Source organism: Streptomyces sp. NPDC007346 (assembly GCF_040703535.1).
GTDB lineage: Bacteria > Actinomycetota > Actinomycetes > Streptomycetales > Streptomycetaceae > Streptomyces.
Window position 1 is genome coordinate 14741 of sequence record NZ_JBEYKR010000022.1, and the last position, 16049, is coordinate 30789.

The 16049-nt window shown below is 72.4% G+C and carries 13 protein-coding genes, 2 tRNA genes and 1 riboswitch; of the genes, 5 read left to right on the forward strand and 10 right to left on the reverse strand.

Annotated features, from left to right (window positions below):
- The first annotated feature begins 11 nt into the window (after window positions 1–11).
- The 3 genes from lhgO to AB0917_RS09410 all read left to right on the forward strand — a co-directional run bounded on the left by lhgO (window position 12) and on the right by AB0917_RS09410 (window position 3859).
- Complete coding sequence (lhgO, locus tag AB0917_RS09400; protein ID WP_366818906.1) at window positions 12–1268, forward strand: L-2-hydroxyglutarate oxidase; 1257 nt, start codon at window positions 12–14, stop codon at window positions 1266–1268.
- Window positions 1261–2262 (forward strand): tRNA (guanosine(46)-N7)-methyltransferase TrmB, encoded by a 1002-nt coding sequence (gene trmB, locus AB0917_RS09405; RefSeq protein WP_366818908.1) that lies wholly within the window; start codon window positions 1261–1263, stop codon window positions 2260–2262. The genes lhgO and trmB overlap by 8 nt, the downstream gene beginning before the upstream one ends.
- A gap of 73 nt (window positions 2263–2335) precedes the next feature.
- Complete coding sequence (locus tag AB0917_RS09410; protein ID WP_366818909.1) at window positions 2336–3859, forward strand: PrsW family intramembrane metalloprotease; 1524 nt, start codon at window positions 2336–2338, stop codon at window positions 3857–3859.
- A 20-nt stretch (window positions 3860–3879) separates the two neighbouring features.
- On the opposite strand, the gene AB0917_RS09415 is transcribed toward AB0917_RS09410, so the two are convergent.
- The 6 genes from AB0917_RS09415 to AB0917_RS09440 all read right to left on the reverse strand — a co-directional run bounded on the left by AB0917_RS09415 (window position 3880) and on the right by AB0917_RS09440 (window position 9710).
- Entirely contained in the window at window positions 3880–4824 is a 945-nt protein-coding gene (locus AB0917_RS09415; RefSeq protein WP_366818910.1) for an aldo/keto reductase, read from the reverse strand.
- 297 nt (window positions 4825–5121) lie between these two features.
- Window positions 5122–6171 (reverse strand): M23 family metallopeptidase, encoded by a 1050-nt coding sequence (locus AB0917_RS09420; protein WP_366818911.1) that lies wholly within the window; start codon window positions 6169–6171, stop codon window positions 5122–5124.
- 11 nt (window positions 6172–6182) lie between these two features.
- Window positions 6183–6335: riboswitch (cyclic di-AMP (ydaO/yuaA leader) on the reverse strand.
- Window positions 6336–6545: 210 nt separating this feature from the next.
- A complete protein-coding gene (locus tag AB0917_RS09425; RefSeq protein ID WP_366818912.1) occupies window positions 6546–7754 on the reverse strand; it encodes a PP2C family protein-serine/threonine phosphatase in 1209 nt (402 codons plus the stop codon).
- A gap of 259 nt (window positions 7755–8013) precedes the next feature.
- Window positions 8014–8760 (reverse strand): MerR family transcriptional regulator, encoded by a 747-nt coding sequence (locus AB0917_RS09430; RefSeq protein ID WP_366818913.1) that lies wholly within the window; start codon window positions 8758–8760, stop codon window positions 8014–8016.
- A gap of 114 nt (window positions 8761–8874) precedes the next feature.
- Window positions 8875–8948, reverse strand: a tRNA-Met gene (locus AB0917_RS09435).
- Window positions 8949–9134: 186 nt separating this feature from the next.
- Entirely contained in the window at window positions 9135–9710 is a 576-nt protein-coding gene (locus tag AB0917_RS09440; RefSeq protein ID WP_366818914.1) for a CGNR zinc finger domain-containing protein, read from the reverse strand.
- A gap of 84 nt (window positions 9711–9794) precedes the next feature.
- Between AB0917_RS09440 and AB0917_RS09445 the strand changes: the two genes are divergently transcribed.
- Window positions 9795–10805 carry an alpha/beta hydrolase gene (locus AB0917_RS09445; protein WP_366818915.1) on the forward strand — a complete coding sequence of 337 codons (1011 nt, stop codon included), beginning with the start codon at window positions 9795–9797 and terminating at the stop codon, window positions 10803–10805.
- Window positions 10806–10827: 22 nt separating this feature from the next.
- Here the strand turns inward: AB0917_RS09445 and AB0917_RS09450 are convergent, their stop codons facing one another.
- A complete protein-coding gene (locus AB0917_RS09450) occupies window positions 10828–11370 on the reverse strand; it encodes a DapH/DapD/GlmU-related protein (protein ID WP_366818949.1) in 543 nt (180 codons plus the stop codon).
- A 431-nt stretch (window positions 11371–11801) separates the two neighbouring features.
- Between AB0917_RS09450 and AB0917_RS09455 the strand changes: the two genes are divergently transcribed.
- The gene (locus AB0917_RS09455; protein ID WP_366818916.1) at window positions 11802–12440 is read left to right on the forward strand and encodes a class IV adenylate cyclase; all 639 of its coding nucleotides are present in this window, start codon (window positions 11802–11804) and stop codon (window positions 12438–12440) included.
- A gap of 252 nt (window positions 12441–12692) precedes the next feature.
- Here AB0917_RS09455 and AB0917_RS09460 read toward each other — a convergent pair.
- From AB0917_RS09460 to AB0917_RS09470, 3 genes are all read right to left on the reverse strand, one after another.
- Window positions 12693–12766 (reverse strand) — tRNA-Lys (locus tag AB0917_RS09460).
- Window positions 12767–12988: 222 nt separating this feature from the next.
- Window positions 12989–15103, reverse strand: a complete 2115-nt coding sequence (locus AB0917_RS09465; protein WP_366818950.1) for a DEAD/DEAH box helicase — start codon at window positions 15101–15103, stop codon at window positions 12989–12991.
- Window positions 15104–15342: 239 nt separating this feature from the next.
- On the reverse strand, window positions 15343–15948 hold the full coding sequence (locus AB0917_RS09470; RefSeq protein WP_366818917.1) for a hypothetical protein: 606 nt from the start codon (window positions 15946–15948) through the stop codon (window positions 15343–15345).
- Between the last annotated feature and the right edge of the window lie 101 nt (window positions 15949–16049).

Below are 16049 nucleotides of genomic sequence, written 5' to 3' on the forward strand. Positions count from 1 at the left end.
GAGGTGGCGTGATGATGACGCACGCGGCGTACGACTGCGATGTGCTGGTGATCGGCGGCGGGATCGTCGGTCTGTCGACCGCGTACGCCCTTCAGCGGTCCGCTCCGGGCACCCGGGTGACGGTCCTGGAGAAGGAGCACGGCCCCGCCCGCCACCAGACCGGACGCAACAGCGGAGTGGTCCACAGCGGGATCTACTACCGCCCCGGTTCGCTCAAGGCGCGGTACGCGCTGCGCGGCTCCGCCGAGCTGGCCGACTTCTGCGCCGAGCACGGGATCGCCCACGCCACCACCGGCAAACTGATCGTCGCCACCGACCGCTCCGAGCTGCCCCGCCTGCACAGCCTGGTCCAGCGCGGCCGCGAGCACGGACTGCCCGTGCGGGAGCTGGGCCCGGCGCAGATCGCCGAGTACGAGCCCGAGGTCCGGGGCCTGGCCGCGATCCGGGTCGCCACCACGGGCGTCTGCGACTTCACCGCCGTCGCCACCCGCCTCGCGACGGAGGTCACCGCAGCGGGCGGCGTCGTGCGGTACGGGGCGGAGGTCACCGCGATGGACCGGCGCCCCTGGGGCGTGGCGGTGCGCACGGCGGACGGCCTGGTCGTCCGCGCCCGGACCCTGGTCAACTGCGCGGGGCTGCACAGCGACCGGGTGGCCCGGCTGGCGGGCGACGACCCGGGGGTGCGGATCGTGCCGTTCCGGGGCGAGTACTACGAGCTGGCCCGCCCCGAGCTGGTGCGCGGCCTGGTCTACCCGGTGCCGGACCCGGCCTTCCCCTTCCTCGGCGTCCACCTGACCCGGGGGATCGACGGCTCGGTCCACGTCGGGCCGAACGCGGTCCCCGCCCTGGCCCGCGAGGGGTACGGCTGGCCGGTGGTGCGCCCCGGCGAACTGCTGTCCACGCTGAGCTGGCCGGGCACCTGGCGCATCGCCCGCAGGCACTGGCGGTACGGGGCGGGCGAGGTGCACCGCTCGCTCTCGAAGCCCGCCTTCACCCGGGCCGTCCGGCGGCTGCTCCCCGCGGTGCGGGAGGAGGACCTGCGCCCGTCGCCCGCCGGGGTCCGGGCCCAGGCGGTGCTGAAGGACGGCACGCTGGTCGACGACTTCCTGATCCGCGAGGCCCCGCACACCGTGCACGTGCTCAACGCCCCCTCGCCCGCCGCGACGGCCTCCCTGCCGATCGGGCGGGAGGTGGCGCGGCGGGCGCTGCACCGGGCTCAGGGGACGGGGTGGAGGCCGCCCGCCGTAGAATCGGGTCATTGTGTCTGAGCAGCCTCCGAACCCCACCACCGCACCGGCCCCCGAAGCGACCGACGCTACCGCGACGCCCGAGGCCGCCCCGGCACCGGGCACGGCCGACGCCGCGACCGTGTCCGGCTCCGCGACCGACGACGCCACCGTGGCCGACGCCGTGACCGTGACCGACGACGCCACCACGACCGTGACCGGCTCCGCGACCGGATCGACGGCCGCCGACGTCACGGCCGACGAAGCCGCCGCGCTGCGGGCCGCCTCCTTCGAGCGCCAGCGCCGGCTGCGCCAGGAGCCCCGCTTCCCCGGCGGCCCCGCCGCCGACCCGGCCGGCTCGCACCACGAGCGCCGCATCCGCAGCTTCCAGCCGCGCCGCAGCCGGGTCACCACCGGTCAGCAGGACGCCCTGGAGCGGCTGTGGCCCCGGTGGGGCCTGGACATCGACGGGAAGCGCGTCCTGGACCTGGACCAGCTCTTCGACGGCCTGCCGGTCGTCCTGGAGATCGGTTTCGGCATGGGCGAGGCCACCGCGCAGATGGCGGCCGACGACCCGGGCACCGGCATCCTCGCCGTCGACGTCCACACCCCCGGCCAGGGCAACCTGCTGGGCCTCGCGGACAAGGCGGGCTCGACCAACGTCCGGGTGGCCAACGGCGACGCGGTCATCCTGCTCCGCGAGATGCTGGCCCCCGAGTCGCTCGACGGCCTGCGGGTCTACTTCCCCGACCCGTGGCCCAAGGCCCGCCACCACAAGCGGCGGCTGATCCAGCCCGAGTTCCTGGACCTGGTGGCCCCGGTGCTGAAGCCCGGCGCGGTCGTCCACTGCGCGACGGACTGGGAGCCGTACGCGGAGCAGATGCTGGAGGTGCTGACCGCGCACCCCCGCTTCGAGAACACGGCGGCGGACGGCGGATACGCGCCGCGTCCGGCGTTCCGGCCGCTGACCCGCTTCGAGGGCCAGGGCCTGGACAAGGGCCACGTCGTCCACGACCTGCTGTTCGCCCGCGTCTGACGCGGCGGCGTACGCCAGGTCCTGGCCGGATGCGACGTCGCCGGGTGTCGGTGGTCCTCGTTAGGGTCGAGGAGTGTCCGACGGTTCCGTGCAGTACCAGCAGCGGCAGCCGGCGGTCCCGGTCCTCCACGAGCAGCGGTTCGAGGAGGTGCTGGGCGCCGTGCCGGAGCGCGGCCGGTGGACGTACCGGCCGCGCCGCGTCGGCATGGTGTGGCGCAGCAAGGTGTTCCGCGCCGGGGCGGTGATCGTGGCGCTCGCGCTGTGCGGGCTGCTGATCCTCGCCCTGGTCCGCGAGCAGACGGGCCCGGAGGGGTTCCTCGTCGGCCTCGGCCTGGCGGTGCTGCCGGTGCCGCTCCTGATGGCCGCCTTCCGCTGGCTGGACCGGGTCGAACCGGGCCCCTGGCGGAACCTGATCTTCTCCTTCGCCTGGGGCGCGTGCGCCGCCGCACTCGTCGCGATCATCGCCAACTCGTTCGCGATGCGCTGGGTGGCCACCGCGACGGCCGACCCGACGAGCGCCGACACCCTGGGGGCGACGGTGATCGCCCCGGTCGTGGAGGAGAGCGCCAAGGCCGTCTCCGTCCTGCTGATCTTCGTCTTCCGCAGACGCGAGTTCCGGGGCGTGGTCGACGGCGTCGTGGTCGCCGGCTTCACCGCGACCGGCTTCGCCTTCACCGAGAACATCCTCTACCTGGGCAACGCCTTCGACGAGGACCAGCAGCTGGGCAGCTCCGGGATCGTCTCGGTGACCGCCGGCACGTTCTTCGTACGGATCGTGATGTCACCGTTCGCGCATCCGCTGTTCACGGTCCTCACCGGCCTCGGCTTCGGCTTCGCGGCCATCAGCGCCCGCCACCACCGGGTCCGCCGCATCGCCCTGCCGCTGCTCGGTCTGCTGTGCGCGATGGGCCTGCACGCCCTGTGGAACGGCTCGTCGGCCTTCGGCCCGTACGGCTTCTACGCGGTGTACGCGGTGGTGATGGTCCCGGTGTTCGCGCTGGTGACCTGGCTGGCGATCTGGTGGCGCCGGCGGGAGCTGCGGACGCTCGCCGCCGAACTCCCCGCGTACGCCACGGCCGGCTGGCTGACCCCGGCCGAACCCCTGGCCCTCGCCTCGATGCGCACCCGGGGCGTGGCCCGCGACCTGGCCCGGCACTGGCACGGGAAGCAGGACCGCTCCCGGGGCCGGGCGGCGGCCCGCGCGGTCGCCGAGTACGAGTCGTTCGCGACCACCCTGGCCGGGCTGCGCCGCCGGGCCCGCCACGACGCGGCGGGCCCGGACTTCGCCGAGCGGGAGCGGGAGCTGCTGCACCACCTCTGGCAGCGCCGGGACATCGCGGCCCCGGCCCTCACCCACGCGGCCCGCATGACCGGCACGGGCCCGCGCCCCCGCCCGTACCTCGGACCGCCGATGCCGTACGGGCAGGGGCAGGGGCAGGGGTACGGCTACGGGCAGAGCCAGGGGTACGGGTACGGCCAGGGCTACGGAGCCGCGTACGGCAGCCCGCCCCCGCAGCCGTACCCGTACGGCCAACACAGCCACCACGGCCACCACGGCCACCACGGCCACCACGGCCCCACCCCGCCTCCCCCGTAAGGCGGTTCAGGCGGGCCGGCTCAGGCCGACGCCTCCGTGAGGGTCGCCAGCTCCGACTCCGTCAGCTCCAGCTCCGCGACGGCCAGCAAGGCCGGGAGCTGTTCGACCGTGCGGGCCGAGGCGATCGGGGCCGCGACCGTCGGGCGGGCGGCGAGCCAGGCGAGGGCGACCGTGGCGATCTCGGCACCCCGTTCCGTGGCGACCTTGTCGAGGGCGGCCAGCACCTTGCGGCCGCGCTCCGACTCCAGGTGCTCGCCCGCCTTCTCCGAGCGGGCGCTCTCCACGGTCGCACCGGGGCGGTACTTGCCGGTGAGGAAGCCGGAGGCCAGCGCGAAGTACGGGACGGCGGCGAGACCGGCGCGGGCGGCGGTCTCCTGGAGCGGGCCCTCGTAGGTGGTGCGGGAGACCAGGTTGTAGTGCGGCTGGAGCGCGACGTACCGGGCCAGGCCCTCCCGTTCGGAGAAGTCCAGGGAGGCCTGCAACCGCTCCGGGCTGATGTTGGAGGCGGCGATGTGGCGCACCTTCCCGTCCTTCACCAGCTGGTCGAGGGCGGTGATGATCTCCTCGACCGGGACGGTCTCGTCGTCGAAGTGCGTGTAGTAGAGGTCGATGTGGTCGGTGCCCAGGCGGCGCAGCGACTGCTCGGCCGCGGCCTTGATGGTGGCGGCGGAGAGCCCCTTGTAGTCGGGGTGGGCGCCGACCTTGGTGGCCACGACGATGTCGGAGCGGTTGGAGCGCGAGGCGAGCCACTTGCCGATGACGGTCTCCGACTCGCCGCCGTGGTTGCCCTCGATCCAGGCGCTGTAGGCGTCGGCGGTGTCGACGAAGTTGCCGCCGGCCGCGGCGTACGCGTCCAGGACGGCGAAGGACTGGTCCTCGTCGGCCGTCCAGCCGAAGACGTTGCCGCCGAGGGAGAGGGGGAAGACCTGGAGGCCGGAGCTGCCGAGTGTGCGCAGAGAAGTCATGTGCGTGTTCAACGGCGGTGGTGGAGCTGGGTATTCCACGTCCTGCCGCGGACCCGGGCAGACCGGCAGCCCTGACGTCGGGGGGTGAGCGTCAGGGCTGCCGGGGTTTCGGGGGCACGACCGCGCGCGGTTACCGTCTCGCGCGACGGCGGCGCGGCAACGCACGGACTCGGCAGTGCGGCAACGTACGCGCTCAGCGGTGCGGCAACGCACGCACTCTGCCGTGCGGCAACGCACACGCTCAGCCGTGCGGTCCCCGCGCCCGCGAACGAACGGGCGGGCGCGGGAGTGGGGACCTCAGACGGAGAGGCCCTTGCTGTTCAGCCAGGCGATCGGGTCCATGGCCGAGCCACCGGCGGTGCGGACCTCCAGGTGGAGGTGGACACCGGTCACGTTGCCGGTGGCGCCCATGCGGCCGATGGTGTCGCCGGTGCTGACCTGCTGGCCGACCGAGACGTCGATCGAGGACTGGTGGGCGTACCAGATCTCCGTGCCGTCCTCCAGCTGGAGGACCGTGCGGTAGCCGTACGACTGGGCCCAGCCGGCCGCCGTGATCGTGCCGCTGTGCACGGCCTTGAGCGGCGAACCGGCCGCCCCGGCGAAGTCCGTGCCGGTGTGCTGGCCGGAGGACCACAGCGCGCCGGACTGACCGTAGGTCGAGGTGATCGTGTACGAGGAGGCGGGCAGGGTGTAGCTGGCGCGGAGCTTGGCGAGGCGCTCTTCCTCGGCCTTCTTCTTCGCCGCTTCCTCGGCCGCCTTCTTCTCGGCGGCGATCTTGGCCTTGGCCTCGGCCTCCGCCGCGTCCTGCTGCTTCTTCGCCTCGGCGGCGGCCTTCTCGGCCGCGGCCTTCTCCTCGGCGGCCTTGGCCTCGGCGTCGGCGCTGGCCTGCTGCTGCTCGGCCTGCTGGAGGATGCGGGCGCGCAGGGCCTCGCCCGCATCGGTGGTGCCCTGCTCGGCCTCGGCGGTCGTGATGCCCGCGGAGGTCAGCGGTGCGGCGGCGACCGGCGCGGCCTCGGCGGTGTCGTCGCCGGACATGAACACGCCGACGCCGGGAAGGGACTTGGCGTCGGGGAGGTTGTCCGCGATGGAATCGGGAAGAGAGATGGAGACCGGCGGCTTGCTCTGGGCGGTGGCCATGCCACCCGCGCCGACGGCCGCTATGACGCCGACCCCGAGGACGGTGGAGCTACGGGCGAGGCCTCGCTGCTTGGCCACGCGGTGCTTGCCGCGCACGGGACGGATGGACTCCGCGGTGGGGTTCCACTCCTCCCAGGTGCGCTCCTCGTCACCGAAGGTATCGGCACTGAAGGGTGACGGGGCCTCAGGGGCAGGCTTGTTGGACGCCACGTGGGCGCACTCCTTTCCTTCCTTCTCGCCTACCGGGTTAGCTGACGGGTTCGGAGCAGGAAGGTCTCCTACGGGCCCCTCCGTCTCTCACGAGACACAGGCGTCCGATTCACCCCATGTAGGTGGTTCCCCGGTTCCCTTGCGGGATTCGGCGCTCGCGCACGGCGCCGTCTCTGACGACGGCTGTGACGACCGCGCTGCGTTATCGAACGTTAATAGACAGACGGGCCCGATTCCAAGCTGTTCCTGTTGATCATTAACGGCTACAGCAGGGACTTACCACCCACAAGCGGTCTGAATCGGGCGTCCTGACGGCCACTCGGCCACACCTCTTTTTCTGACGGTGTGTCAAATGTTATGCGGAGCGGCGCCCTTCAACTACGCACCGTGTCATCGCCCCGGCCGACGATCTTCACCGTCGTCCGTCGCGGCGGCTGTCCCTCCGCCGGCCGGCTGACCGCGAGCAGCGCCATGTCGTCCGTCGACCGCCCCCCGGTGTGCAGCCGTACGTCGTCGGTGAGCGCCGAGAGCAGCTCCTGGGGGCCGGGGAAGATCCGGCCGCGCAGCCGGGCCGCCGGGTCGTAGAAGGCCCCGTTCGCGTCCCGCGCCTCGGAGAGGCCGTCCGTGAAGGCGAGCAGCGTCGAACCGGCGGGCAGCTCCCACTCGTCGGCCCGGTCGGGCCACACGCCGAGGTCCATCCCCAGCGGCAGCGCGGGCTCGGACGGCGCGAGGACCTCCAGGGCCCCGTCCGCGTGGAGCAGGATCGGCTCGGGGTGGCCGCGGTTGACCAGCCGCAGCGAGGCCGAACCGGTCGGGATCTCGGCCAGTACGGCGGTGATGAACCCCTCCATGGCGTCCAGCCCGTACCGCCGGGTCCCCTCCCGCGCCAGCGCCCGCTCCAGCCGCTGCGCCACCCCCTCCAGGGACCGCTCCTGCTCGGCGGCCTCCCGGAACGCGCCGATGATCACCGCCACCGCCTCCACGGCGTCCAGCCCCTTGCCGCGCACGTCACCGACGACCAGGCGTACGCCGTACGGGGTGTCCGCCACCGCGAACAGGTCCCCGCCGACGAACTCGTCCGCCTGCGCCGCCTCGTACCGCGCGGCCACCTGGAGCCCGCCGATCCGCTCCGCCGGGGTCGGCAGCACGGCCCGCATGGCGGTCTCCGCGATGACCCGCGCCGAGGCCAGCTGCTCGTTGCTGCGGCGCACGACCCCGTTGATGACGAGGGCCAGGGCCGAGGCGGTGAGGACGGTGATCAGCTCGATGACCGGGACGACCTCGGTGGACGTCCCGTCGGAGAGCCGCATCGCGATGACGGAGAGGACCGCGGCCACGCCCGTACGGACCGTACTGGCCAGCGAGAAGAACGGCGCGGCGATCAGCGGCGCGGCCACGAACAGGGGCACGGCGGTGAAGTTGGGCGGGGCGAGCCAGTCGAAGAGGAGCCCGCCGAGGATCAGCAGCACCGGCAGCAGCCGGACGAACCGCCGGGTACCGACGCTCCGGGCCACCACCGGCTTCCCCCGCCCCGCGGAACCGGACGCCCCCCGCCCCGCGGAGCCGGACACTCCCCGCCCCATGGAGCCGGACACTCCCCGCCCCGCGGAAAGAGGCCCCCTCCGCCCCATGAAGCGGGACATGCCGCGCCCCGGGGCGCCGAAGCTCCCCGTCACGCGTCCGCGCCTCTTGTCCGCCATCCCCACCTGTGCACTCCTGCCCGGTCCGGCCACGGCTGCGGACGGTACCGCGCCCCGTCCAGGCTTCCCGGAGCCGCGCCGTGCGGCGACTCGTCATCGGCCAAATAGGGGGAAGCGGCCCGGAACGCCACGCCCTCCGTGGTCAGTCGGAGAGCCGGTGCTCGGCGTAGATCGTCAGTGCATCCCGTACGAAGGCGGCGGTGCCGTCCCCGTAGCGATCGTAGTTCTTTCCGAAGCGCGGATCGGCGACATACATCTCGCCCAGCCCGATGACGTACGACCGGCTCACGGCGGCCGTCGTGGCCAGCCAGGCGCAGTGCCGGCGCGCGATCTCCTGCGCCTGGCCACTGCCGGCACCGAGCCCGGCCTCCCTGGCCCGCCCCCAGTCCCGCGCGATGGCCTCGTGCTCGTCCTGGAACGCCTTCTTCTCCTCCGGCCCCAGCGAACGCCACCACCGGTCGCCCTTCTCGTACGCCTCGCTCCCCCAGCGCTCGGTCACCTCCCGCTCGTGGGCGGTGTGGTCGAAGCCGTCGAACACTTCATCGGCCATGAGTTCCATCCCCTCCTGCGTCTTGTGGAGAGTGGTCCGCACCGAGGCGATCTGCCGCCCGATGCGCGCCTGCTCCTGTTCGAGCAGGCGCAGATGCGCCCGCAGCGCCACGGCCGTGTCCCGCTGCCCCTCCAGTACGTCCTTGATGGCGGGCAACGAGAGCCCGAGCTCACGCAGCAGCAGGATGCGCTGCAGCCGGACGAGGGCGTCCTGGTCGTAGTAGCGGTAGCCGTTGCTCCCGAGCCGGCTCGGCGCCAGGAGACCGAGGTCTCCGTAGTGCCGGAGCGTGCGGCTCGTGGTGCCGGCCTTTCTGGCGATTTCCTGGATGGACCACTCCATGCCGGAAACGCTAGATCTTTACGTTGCGTCAAGGTCAAGCGTCTCCGGCCGGGCCTCGGATTCCGGAAACGACTCGGGCCCGGCACGCTGTGCGTGCCGGGCCCAGGCCTTCAGTAGCGGGGACAGGATTTGAACCTGCGACCTCTGGGTTATGAGCCCAGCGAGCTACCGAGCTGCTCCACCCCGCGTCGGTAAACACCACTCTACGCCATCCGGGCCGCCGCCCCGACCACTTTCCGACCGGGCCTCGCAGGTCAGCCGGTGAACGGGCCAGCCGGTCAGCCGGTCAGCCGGTGAACGGGGCAGTCGGTCAGCGGGTCAGCCGGTGAACCGGGCAGCCGACCAGCAGGTCAGCAGGTGAACGGGCCAGCAGGTCAGTCGGCCCGGTGGCGCTGGTAGTACCGGGCGACGCGCGCCCGGTTGCCGCAACGGGCGGGCGAGCACCAGCGGCGGCTGGGGTGCGCCGGCACGAACAGCATCACGCAGTCCTCGGCGGCGCAGGCCCGCACGCGGCTCCCCGCCGGACCGGACAGCAGCGCGGCGGCGTCCTCGGCGAAGAGCGCGGCCAGCCGCACCCCGGGCGGCCCCGCCCGCCGGGCGGCGAGCGCGAGACCCTCACCGTCCCGGACCAACTCGCGGACGAGCGGGGCGGCGGCGAGAGCCCGGTTGACGCCCGCGAGGGCCTCCTCAGGGGGCCGCTCGCCGTCCCGGGCGGCGTACAGGGCCGCGGCGATGTGCTCCCGTACGCGGTGGATCTCGGCCAGATCCTCCTCGCCGAGGCCGGCCGCGCCGCCCGCCGCACCTGCCAGGCGGTCCTGCTGGAGGGCCAGCCAGGACCGCAGCCCGGACACGTCCCCGACCAGGTCGGCCGGGCCGCTCGCGAGGTGCGGCCGGGTGTTGACCAGGTCGACGGCGAGGGGTTCACCGGTCAGTGGCACGAAATCGGTCATGCCACTAATGCTACAGACTCCCATTGACTCATTAGCAGCCCAGGACCCAAACTAATGACATACACGTCACAGGAGGCATGTGAAATGACACCCCCGACCATCACACCCACCACCCCGCACGCCACCGCTCCCCTCACCGCCACCACCCCGTTCACCGTCACCGCTCCCCCCACCACCACCGCTCCCCTCGCCGCCACCGCCCCGCTCACCATCGCCGCCCCGCTCACCATCGCCGTCCCGCACACGGTCCACCGCCACGTCGACGTCGAGGGCGTCCGGGTCTTCTACCGCGAGTCGGTCCCCGAACGCCCCGACGCCCCGGTCCTCCTGCTGCTGCACGGCTTCCCGTCGGCCTCGCACCAGTTCCGGCGCCTGATCGACGCGCTCGGCGCCCACTACCGGCTGATCGCGCCCGACTACCCGGGCTTCGGCCACACGGAGGCCCCCGCCGACTTCCCGTACACCTTCGACCGCCTCGCGGACATCACCGAGGGCTTCGTCGAACGGCTCGGCCTGACCCGCTTCGTGATGTACGTCTTCGACTTCGGCGCCCCGGTCGGCTTCCGGCTGGCCCTGCGCCACCCGGAGCGGATCGCGGGCCTGGTCGTCCAGAACGGCAACGCCTACGAGGAGGGCCTGTCACCGGATGCCCGCGCCTTCATCGCCCTGCGCCCGGGGACGGCCGGCGCCGAGGAGCGCGTACGGGACCTCCTGACCCTGCCGGCGACCCGCGGCCAGTACGAGGGCGGCACGACGGACCCCGAGGCGGTGGCCCCCGACGGCTGGACCCTGGACCAGCACTTCCTGGACCTGCCCGGCCGCAAGGAGGCGCAGGTGGCCCTGGCCTTCGACTACCACGGCAACGTGGAGCAGTACCCGCGCTGGCAGACCTGGCTGCGCGAGAACACCCCGCCCACCCTGATCACGTGGGGCCGCAACGACCCGTTCTTCCCGGAGCCCGGAGCCCGCGCCTACCTGCGCGACCTGCCCGACGCCGAACTCCACCTCTTCGACACGGGCCACTTCGCGCTGGAGGACCAACTCCCCGCCCTCGCACCGCTCATCGCCGACTTCCTCGACCGGACGTGGGGGTGAGGGCCCGCGACGGGTCAAGGCGTCACCACCGACGCCGAACGGCCGCCTTCCCACCGGTCACCAGGCTCGCCGGCGGCACGTCGTCGGCCACCACCGCCCCGGCGGCGACCACGGCATCACGTCCGATGCTGACGCCCGGAAGGATCGTCGCCCCCGCGCCGATCCACACGTTCTCCGCCACATCGATGGGCCCACCGCTCAGCCACCCCCGCCGCTCCTCGGGATCGACGGGATGGCCGACGGTGATGAACGTGGCCTTCGGCCCGACCATCACGCCTTCGCCGAGCCGGATGCCGGCGTAATCCAGGAACGTGCAGTTCTGGTTGATGAACACGCGCTCGGCGAGCTCCAGGTGGAGGCCGTGGTCCGTGTAGAAGGGCGGATAGACCGTGGCCCTCCTCGGCAGCGGCCTGCCGAGAATCCGCTCGAAGAGCTCCGCCTTCCCGGCCTCGTCCTCGAAGGGCAGAACGTTCAGCCGCGAGGTGAGCTCGGTGACCCGCAGCACCCGCTCGGCCATGGCCCGGAACTCGGGGCTGTGGATGCGCATGAGGCGGTCACCTGGCACACCCGGACCGCACTCCGGTCCGCCGTCATCTGACACAGGACTTCTCCTCCCCGAAATGTCGAATGCCGAAGCAAGACAGTGCAGACGCCCAGCATGTGGCGGCACGCCCCCACCTTCTTCCCTCAGTTCCTCGCCGTGCTGAAGGAGCGTACGGAACCTGACTCCACCGTGACCGTCGTCGGTGCGAGCGACGGCAGACTCGTCGTGCCACTGGCCGCGGCCGGCTACCGCGTCATCGCCATCGAGCGTGACGCGCTCGCCCTTCACGGTGGCGAGGCCCAACTTCCGGGTGACAGAACCGGTCACGCGACGGGGATGATCGAGCGGCTGAAGCAGGAAGGGCTGCAAGACCGCGTCCAGGTGGTGGAGGAGGACTTCCTCGCTTCTGAGGCCCCTCCCGCCTCCTGTGACGCTGTCTGGACGAGTTGCTCGTGGCATTACAGTGCCAATCACCACCGGCCGCTGGGCGAGTTCGTCGACCGCATGAGTACGAGGCGAAGTTCCTCGGCATCGACGTCTCCGGTCTCCAGGCGAAACTGACCGCGCTCGGAGCCGCCCAGGCGTTTCCGCGTACCCTCCTCACCCGGAAGATCTTCGAGAACGACTCCCTCGAACGCGGCACCTGGATTCGTCTGAGGGACGAGGCCACCCGCTCCACTCTCACGCTGAAGCAGGTCACCGACTCCACGACGATCGACGGCACCACCGAAATCGAGACCGAGGTGTCCGACCTGCACGCCATGGCCGAGATCCTTCGCCGTGTCGGTCTGCGCGAAGTCCGCTACCAGGAGAACTACCGCGAGGAGTGGCTCCTGGGCGAAGTCGCCTTCGACTTCGCCACCTGGCCGGGCCTCCCCACCTTCCTCGAGATCGAAGGACCCGACGAGGCGTCTGTCCGGCAGGCGGCAGACCTGCTCGGCCTCGACTACGCACAGGCACGGTTCGGCAGCGTCGACGAGATCTACAAGAGCCAATCCGGCCGGGACATCCTGGCCGAGCCCACTCTCCTCTTCGCCGACGCCGACAGACAGGAGCAGAAGCAGGCCAGGGCAGCTACCCCGAGTACGTGATCTTGAGGCCCGGACGGCGATGTCGCCGCCCTACCGACGCCGAAGCGGCCGTCGCGGAGAGGCCGTCGCGGAGGCCCTGGAAGCCTCTGCCGGCCCCGGCACGCACAGCAGCGCTGGGCGGCGCTCCATCGCGGAGCGCCCGCTCACGATCGCTCACGCCTGGCCCGGCAAACGGCTGAGCGCCCCTTCCGGTCGAAACCTGGAGGGGCGCTCAGCGCCTGGGCGGAAGGGGAGCCTTCCGCCTGTGATCGGTAGGCCGTGTGGGACTCGAACCCACAACCAACGGATTAAAAGTCCGCTGCTCTGACCAATTGAGCTAACGGCCCCCTGCTCACATCACCCACGAGCATATCCCGCCCGGTCCCCGCAGCCGATCCGGTATCGGTGTCGGGCCCTGTCACGCCCCCTGTTGCGTCCCTTTCACGCCGGTTCGCGCCCCGGGGGACAGCAACAGGGCCCGTACGTCACCGAGTCGGTTCGGTGGCGTACGGGCCCTGCCGGTCTGTCAGGCGGACGTGCTCAGCCGGTTGTCAGCGGCTGGGCGGTGGTCAGCCGTTGCGCTTCCAGCGCGGCTTGTCGTCGCGGCGGCCGAAAGAGCCGGTGTTGGTGCCGGTGTTGGCGCCGCGGTGGTCGTCACGACGGCCGGTCGGGCGGTCGCTGCCACCCGAGCGGGCGCCGCCCGTGGGGCGGTCGTCGCGGCGGTCGCGGTTGAACGGGCGGTCGCTGCCGCCGGAGCGGAAGCCGCCCGAGGGGCGCTCGTCGCGGCGGTCACGGTTGAACGACGGGCGGTCGTTGTCCCGACGCTCGAACGGACGGCCACCACGGTCGTCCCGACGGTCGCCACCACCCGAGCGGAAGCCACCGGAGGAGCGGTCGTCACGGCGGTCGTTGCCGCCGCGGTAGCCGCCACGGTCGCCACCGCGGTTGTCGCGGCGCTCGTAGTTGCCCCGCTCGTCGCGGCGCTGCTCGTCGCGGGCGGCCGGCTGCTCCGGTACGGACACGGCTGCCACGAGGGCGGCCTCGGCCTCGGCGGCCACCTCGGCCACCGCCGCCTCCGGGTCGTCGCCCCGCTCGCGCGCGGCACGGGCGACCAGGCGGTCGGCCTCCTCGCGCAGCTCGACGGCGCGGCGCTGGACGCGCTCCAGCTGCTTCGTCAGGTCGGCGGCCTCGCGCTCGGCCTGCTTGGCGGCGTTGTTCGCGGAGTCGGCCTGGACCTCGGTGAGCGAACGGGCGCCGGTGATCTCGGCGACCTCCGGCTCGAAGACGCCCGCGCCCTGGACGATGTGGCGCGAGGCGTCGACGCCCGCGTCCTCCATCAGGCGGAAGATCTGGCGGCGCTGGTGCGGAAGCGCCAGCGAGACGACCACACCGGACTTGCCGGCACGGGCAGTACGGCCCGAGCGGTGCAGGTAGTCCTTGTGGTCACCGGCCGGGTCCACGTTCAGGACCAGGTCGATGCCGTCCACGTGGATACCGCGGGCGGCCACGTCGGTCGCGACGAGCGCGTTGACGTAACCCTTCTTGAAGTCCTCCAGGACCCGCGTACGGGCGCCCTGGGTCATGCCGCCGTGCAGCGCGTCGGCCTTCACGCCGGACTCGATGAGCTGCTCGGCGATGCGGTCGGCGCCCAGCTGGGTGCGGACGAAGATGATCGTGCGGCCCTTGCGGGCGGCGATGGCGGAGGTGACCGGCGCCTTGTCCTTCGGCTTCACGACGAGGACGTGGTGCGACATGGTCGTGACGTTGCCCTGGGCGCTGTCGACCTCGTGCGTCACCGGGTTGGAGAGGTAGCGCTTGACCAGCGTGCCGATCTCGTTCTCCATGGTGGCGGAGAAGAGCATCCGCTGACCGCCACCGGGGATCTGGTCGAGCAGCTCGGTGACCTCGGGCAGGAAGCCCAGGTCGGACATCTGGTCGGCCTCGTCGAGGACGGCCACCTGGACGTTCTCGAGCGAGCAGGCGCCGCGGTTGATGATGTCGCGCAGACGGCCCGGGGTGGCGACGAGGACGTCGACACCGCGCTCCAGCGCGTAGATCTGGTTGCCCATCGACGTACCGCCGCAGACGACCTTCATCTTGAGGCCGAGCACGTCGCCGTACGGCTGGAGGGCGTCCGCGACCTGCATCGCGAGCTCACGGGTCGGGGTGAGGATGATGCCGCGCGGCTTCTTCTTCTCGGTGGTGCCACCGGAGAGCGTGGCCAGCAGCGGCAGGCCGAAGGAGAGCGTCTTGCCGGAGCCCGTACGGCCACGGCCGAGGATGTCCTTGCCGGCCAGGGCGTCCGGGATGGTCGCCGCCTGGATCGGGAAGGGGGCGGTCACACCGTTCTGCGCGAGCTTGCGGACGATGCCGTCGGGCAGGCCCAGCGAGCCGAAGGTGACGGTCGGCTCGGCGTCGGCCTCGGGGGCCGCGTCGGTCTCGTCGACCTCGTCGGCCTTCTCCGCGGAAACCTCGGTCCCGGTCTCGACCTCGGTCTCGGTCTCGACAGAGACCTCGGGGGTCTTGGCCGGCTTGGCCTCGGCGGACGGCTTGTCCTCGGCGAGGAAGTCGGCGACGGACTTCTCGGCCGCCTTCTCGGCCACGGCGGTGGCGCCGGCGGGGGCCTCGGTCACAGCGGCCTCGACCAGCTCGGTGAGCTCGGCGTTGTCGATGTTCTCGGGCATGACGGTGCGGTCAGAACTGGAAATTGACATGCGAAATGCGAAACCTTCCGGAGTCTCGGCACGCGCCCGTAACTCCGTGATTCGCAATTTCGACCGCCTCAATGCGGTCCAGCCACGGCAAGGGAGAGTACGCGCCACACGGCGCTCTTCTGTGTCGGCGCCGGGCAATGGGATCAAACGATCTACTAGCATACGCACTCTCACCCGTATTGCGCAACCCGGCCTCCTGGCACCCCTCGCTACACCGGCCCCACCTGCGGTGATGCCTCCGGCGTCCGCAACGGCCGGCCCTTCTCCCCTCCGCCCATCGCCTGGGTCCGCAGCTGCGCGGAGGGCGACGCGGAAGGGGGCGGTTCGGGGGGTTCGGTGGGCTCCGGCTCGGGTTCCGGGTCCGGCTCCGGGTCCCGGTCGGGGAGGGGGGCGGGAGGGGGCGGCGGGGCCGGCGGCTCCGGTACGGCCGGCGGCGGCTCCCCCGGGCCCGGCGTGGAGGGCGTCGGGGCCGGCGAATGGCCGGGGCGCGAGGGCTGCGGGGCGCCGGGCTCGGGGCGCGGGCCCTTCGGTGTGTCCGACGGCACAGCACCGGAGGCCTCCGGGCTCGGCGTGCCGCCGGGGTTCTTCCGGTCGGCGGCCTCGGAGTGGGTGTGGGCGTCGCCGCCACGGAGTCCGGCACCGCCGGAGCCGGGCACCGTCTCCCCGTTCGGCTCGACAGCCCGGCCCTCCGGGTCGATGGAGCCCGCGGGCCCCGGCCTGGCGCCGTCGTCGCCGACGCTCATACAGCCGGTGGACGCGGCGATCGTCAGCGCGGTGACGGCTGCCCAACGGGCAGGGACGGACAACTTGCGCACGGGTGGCACCTCCGGAGCGAGGGAGCGGCGGCAGAGAAGGGGAGCGGGAGCGGGAGCGGAGAAAGCGAGTGGGAGCGGAAGCGGGAGTGGAAAAGGGGAGC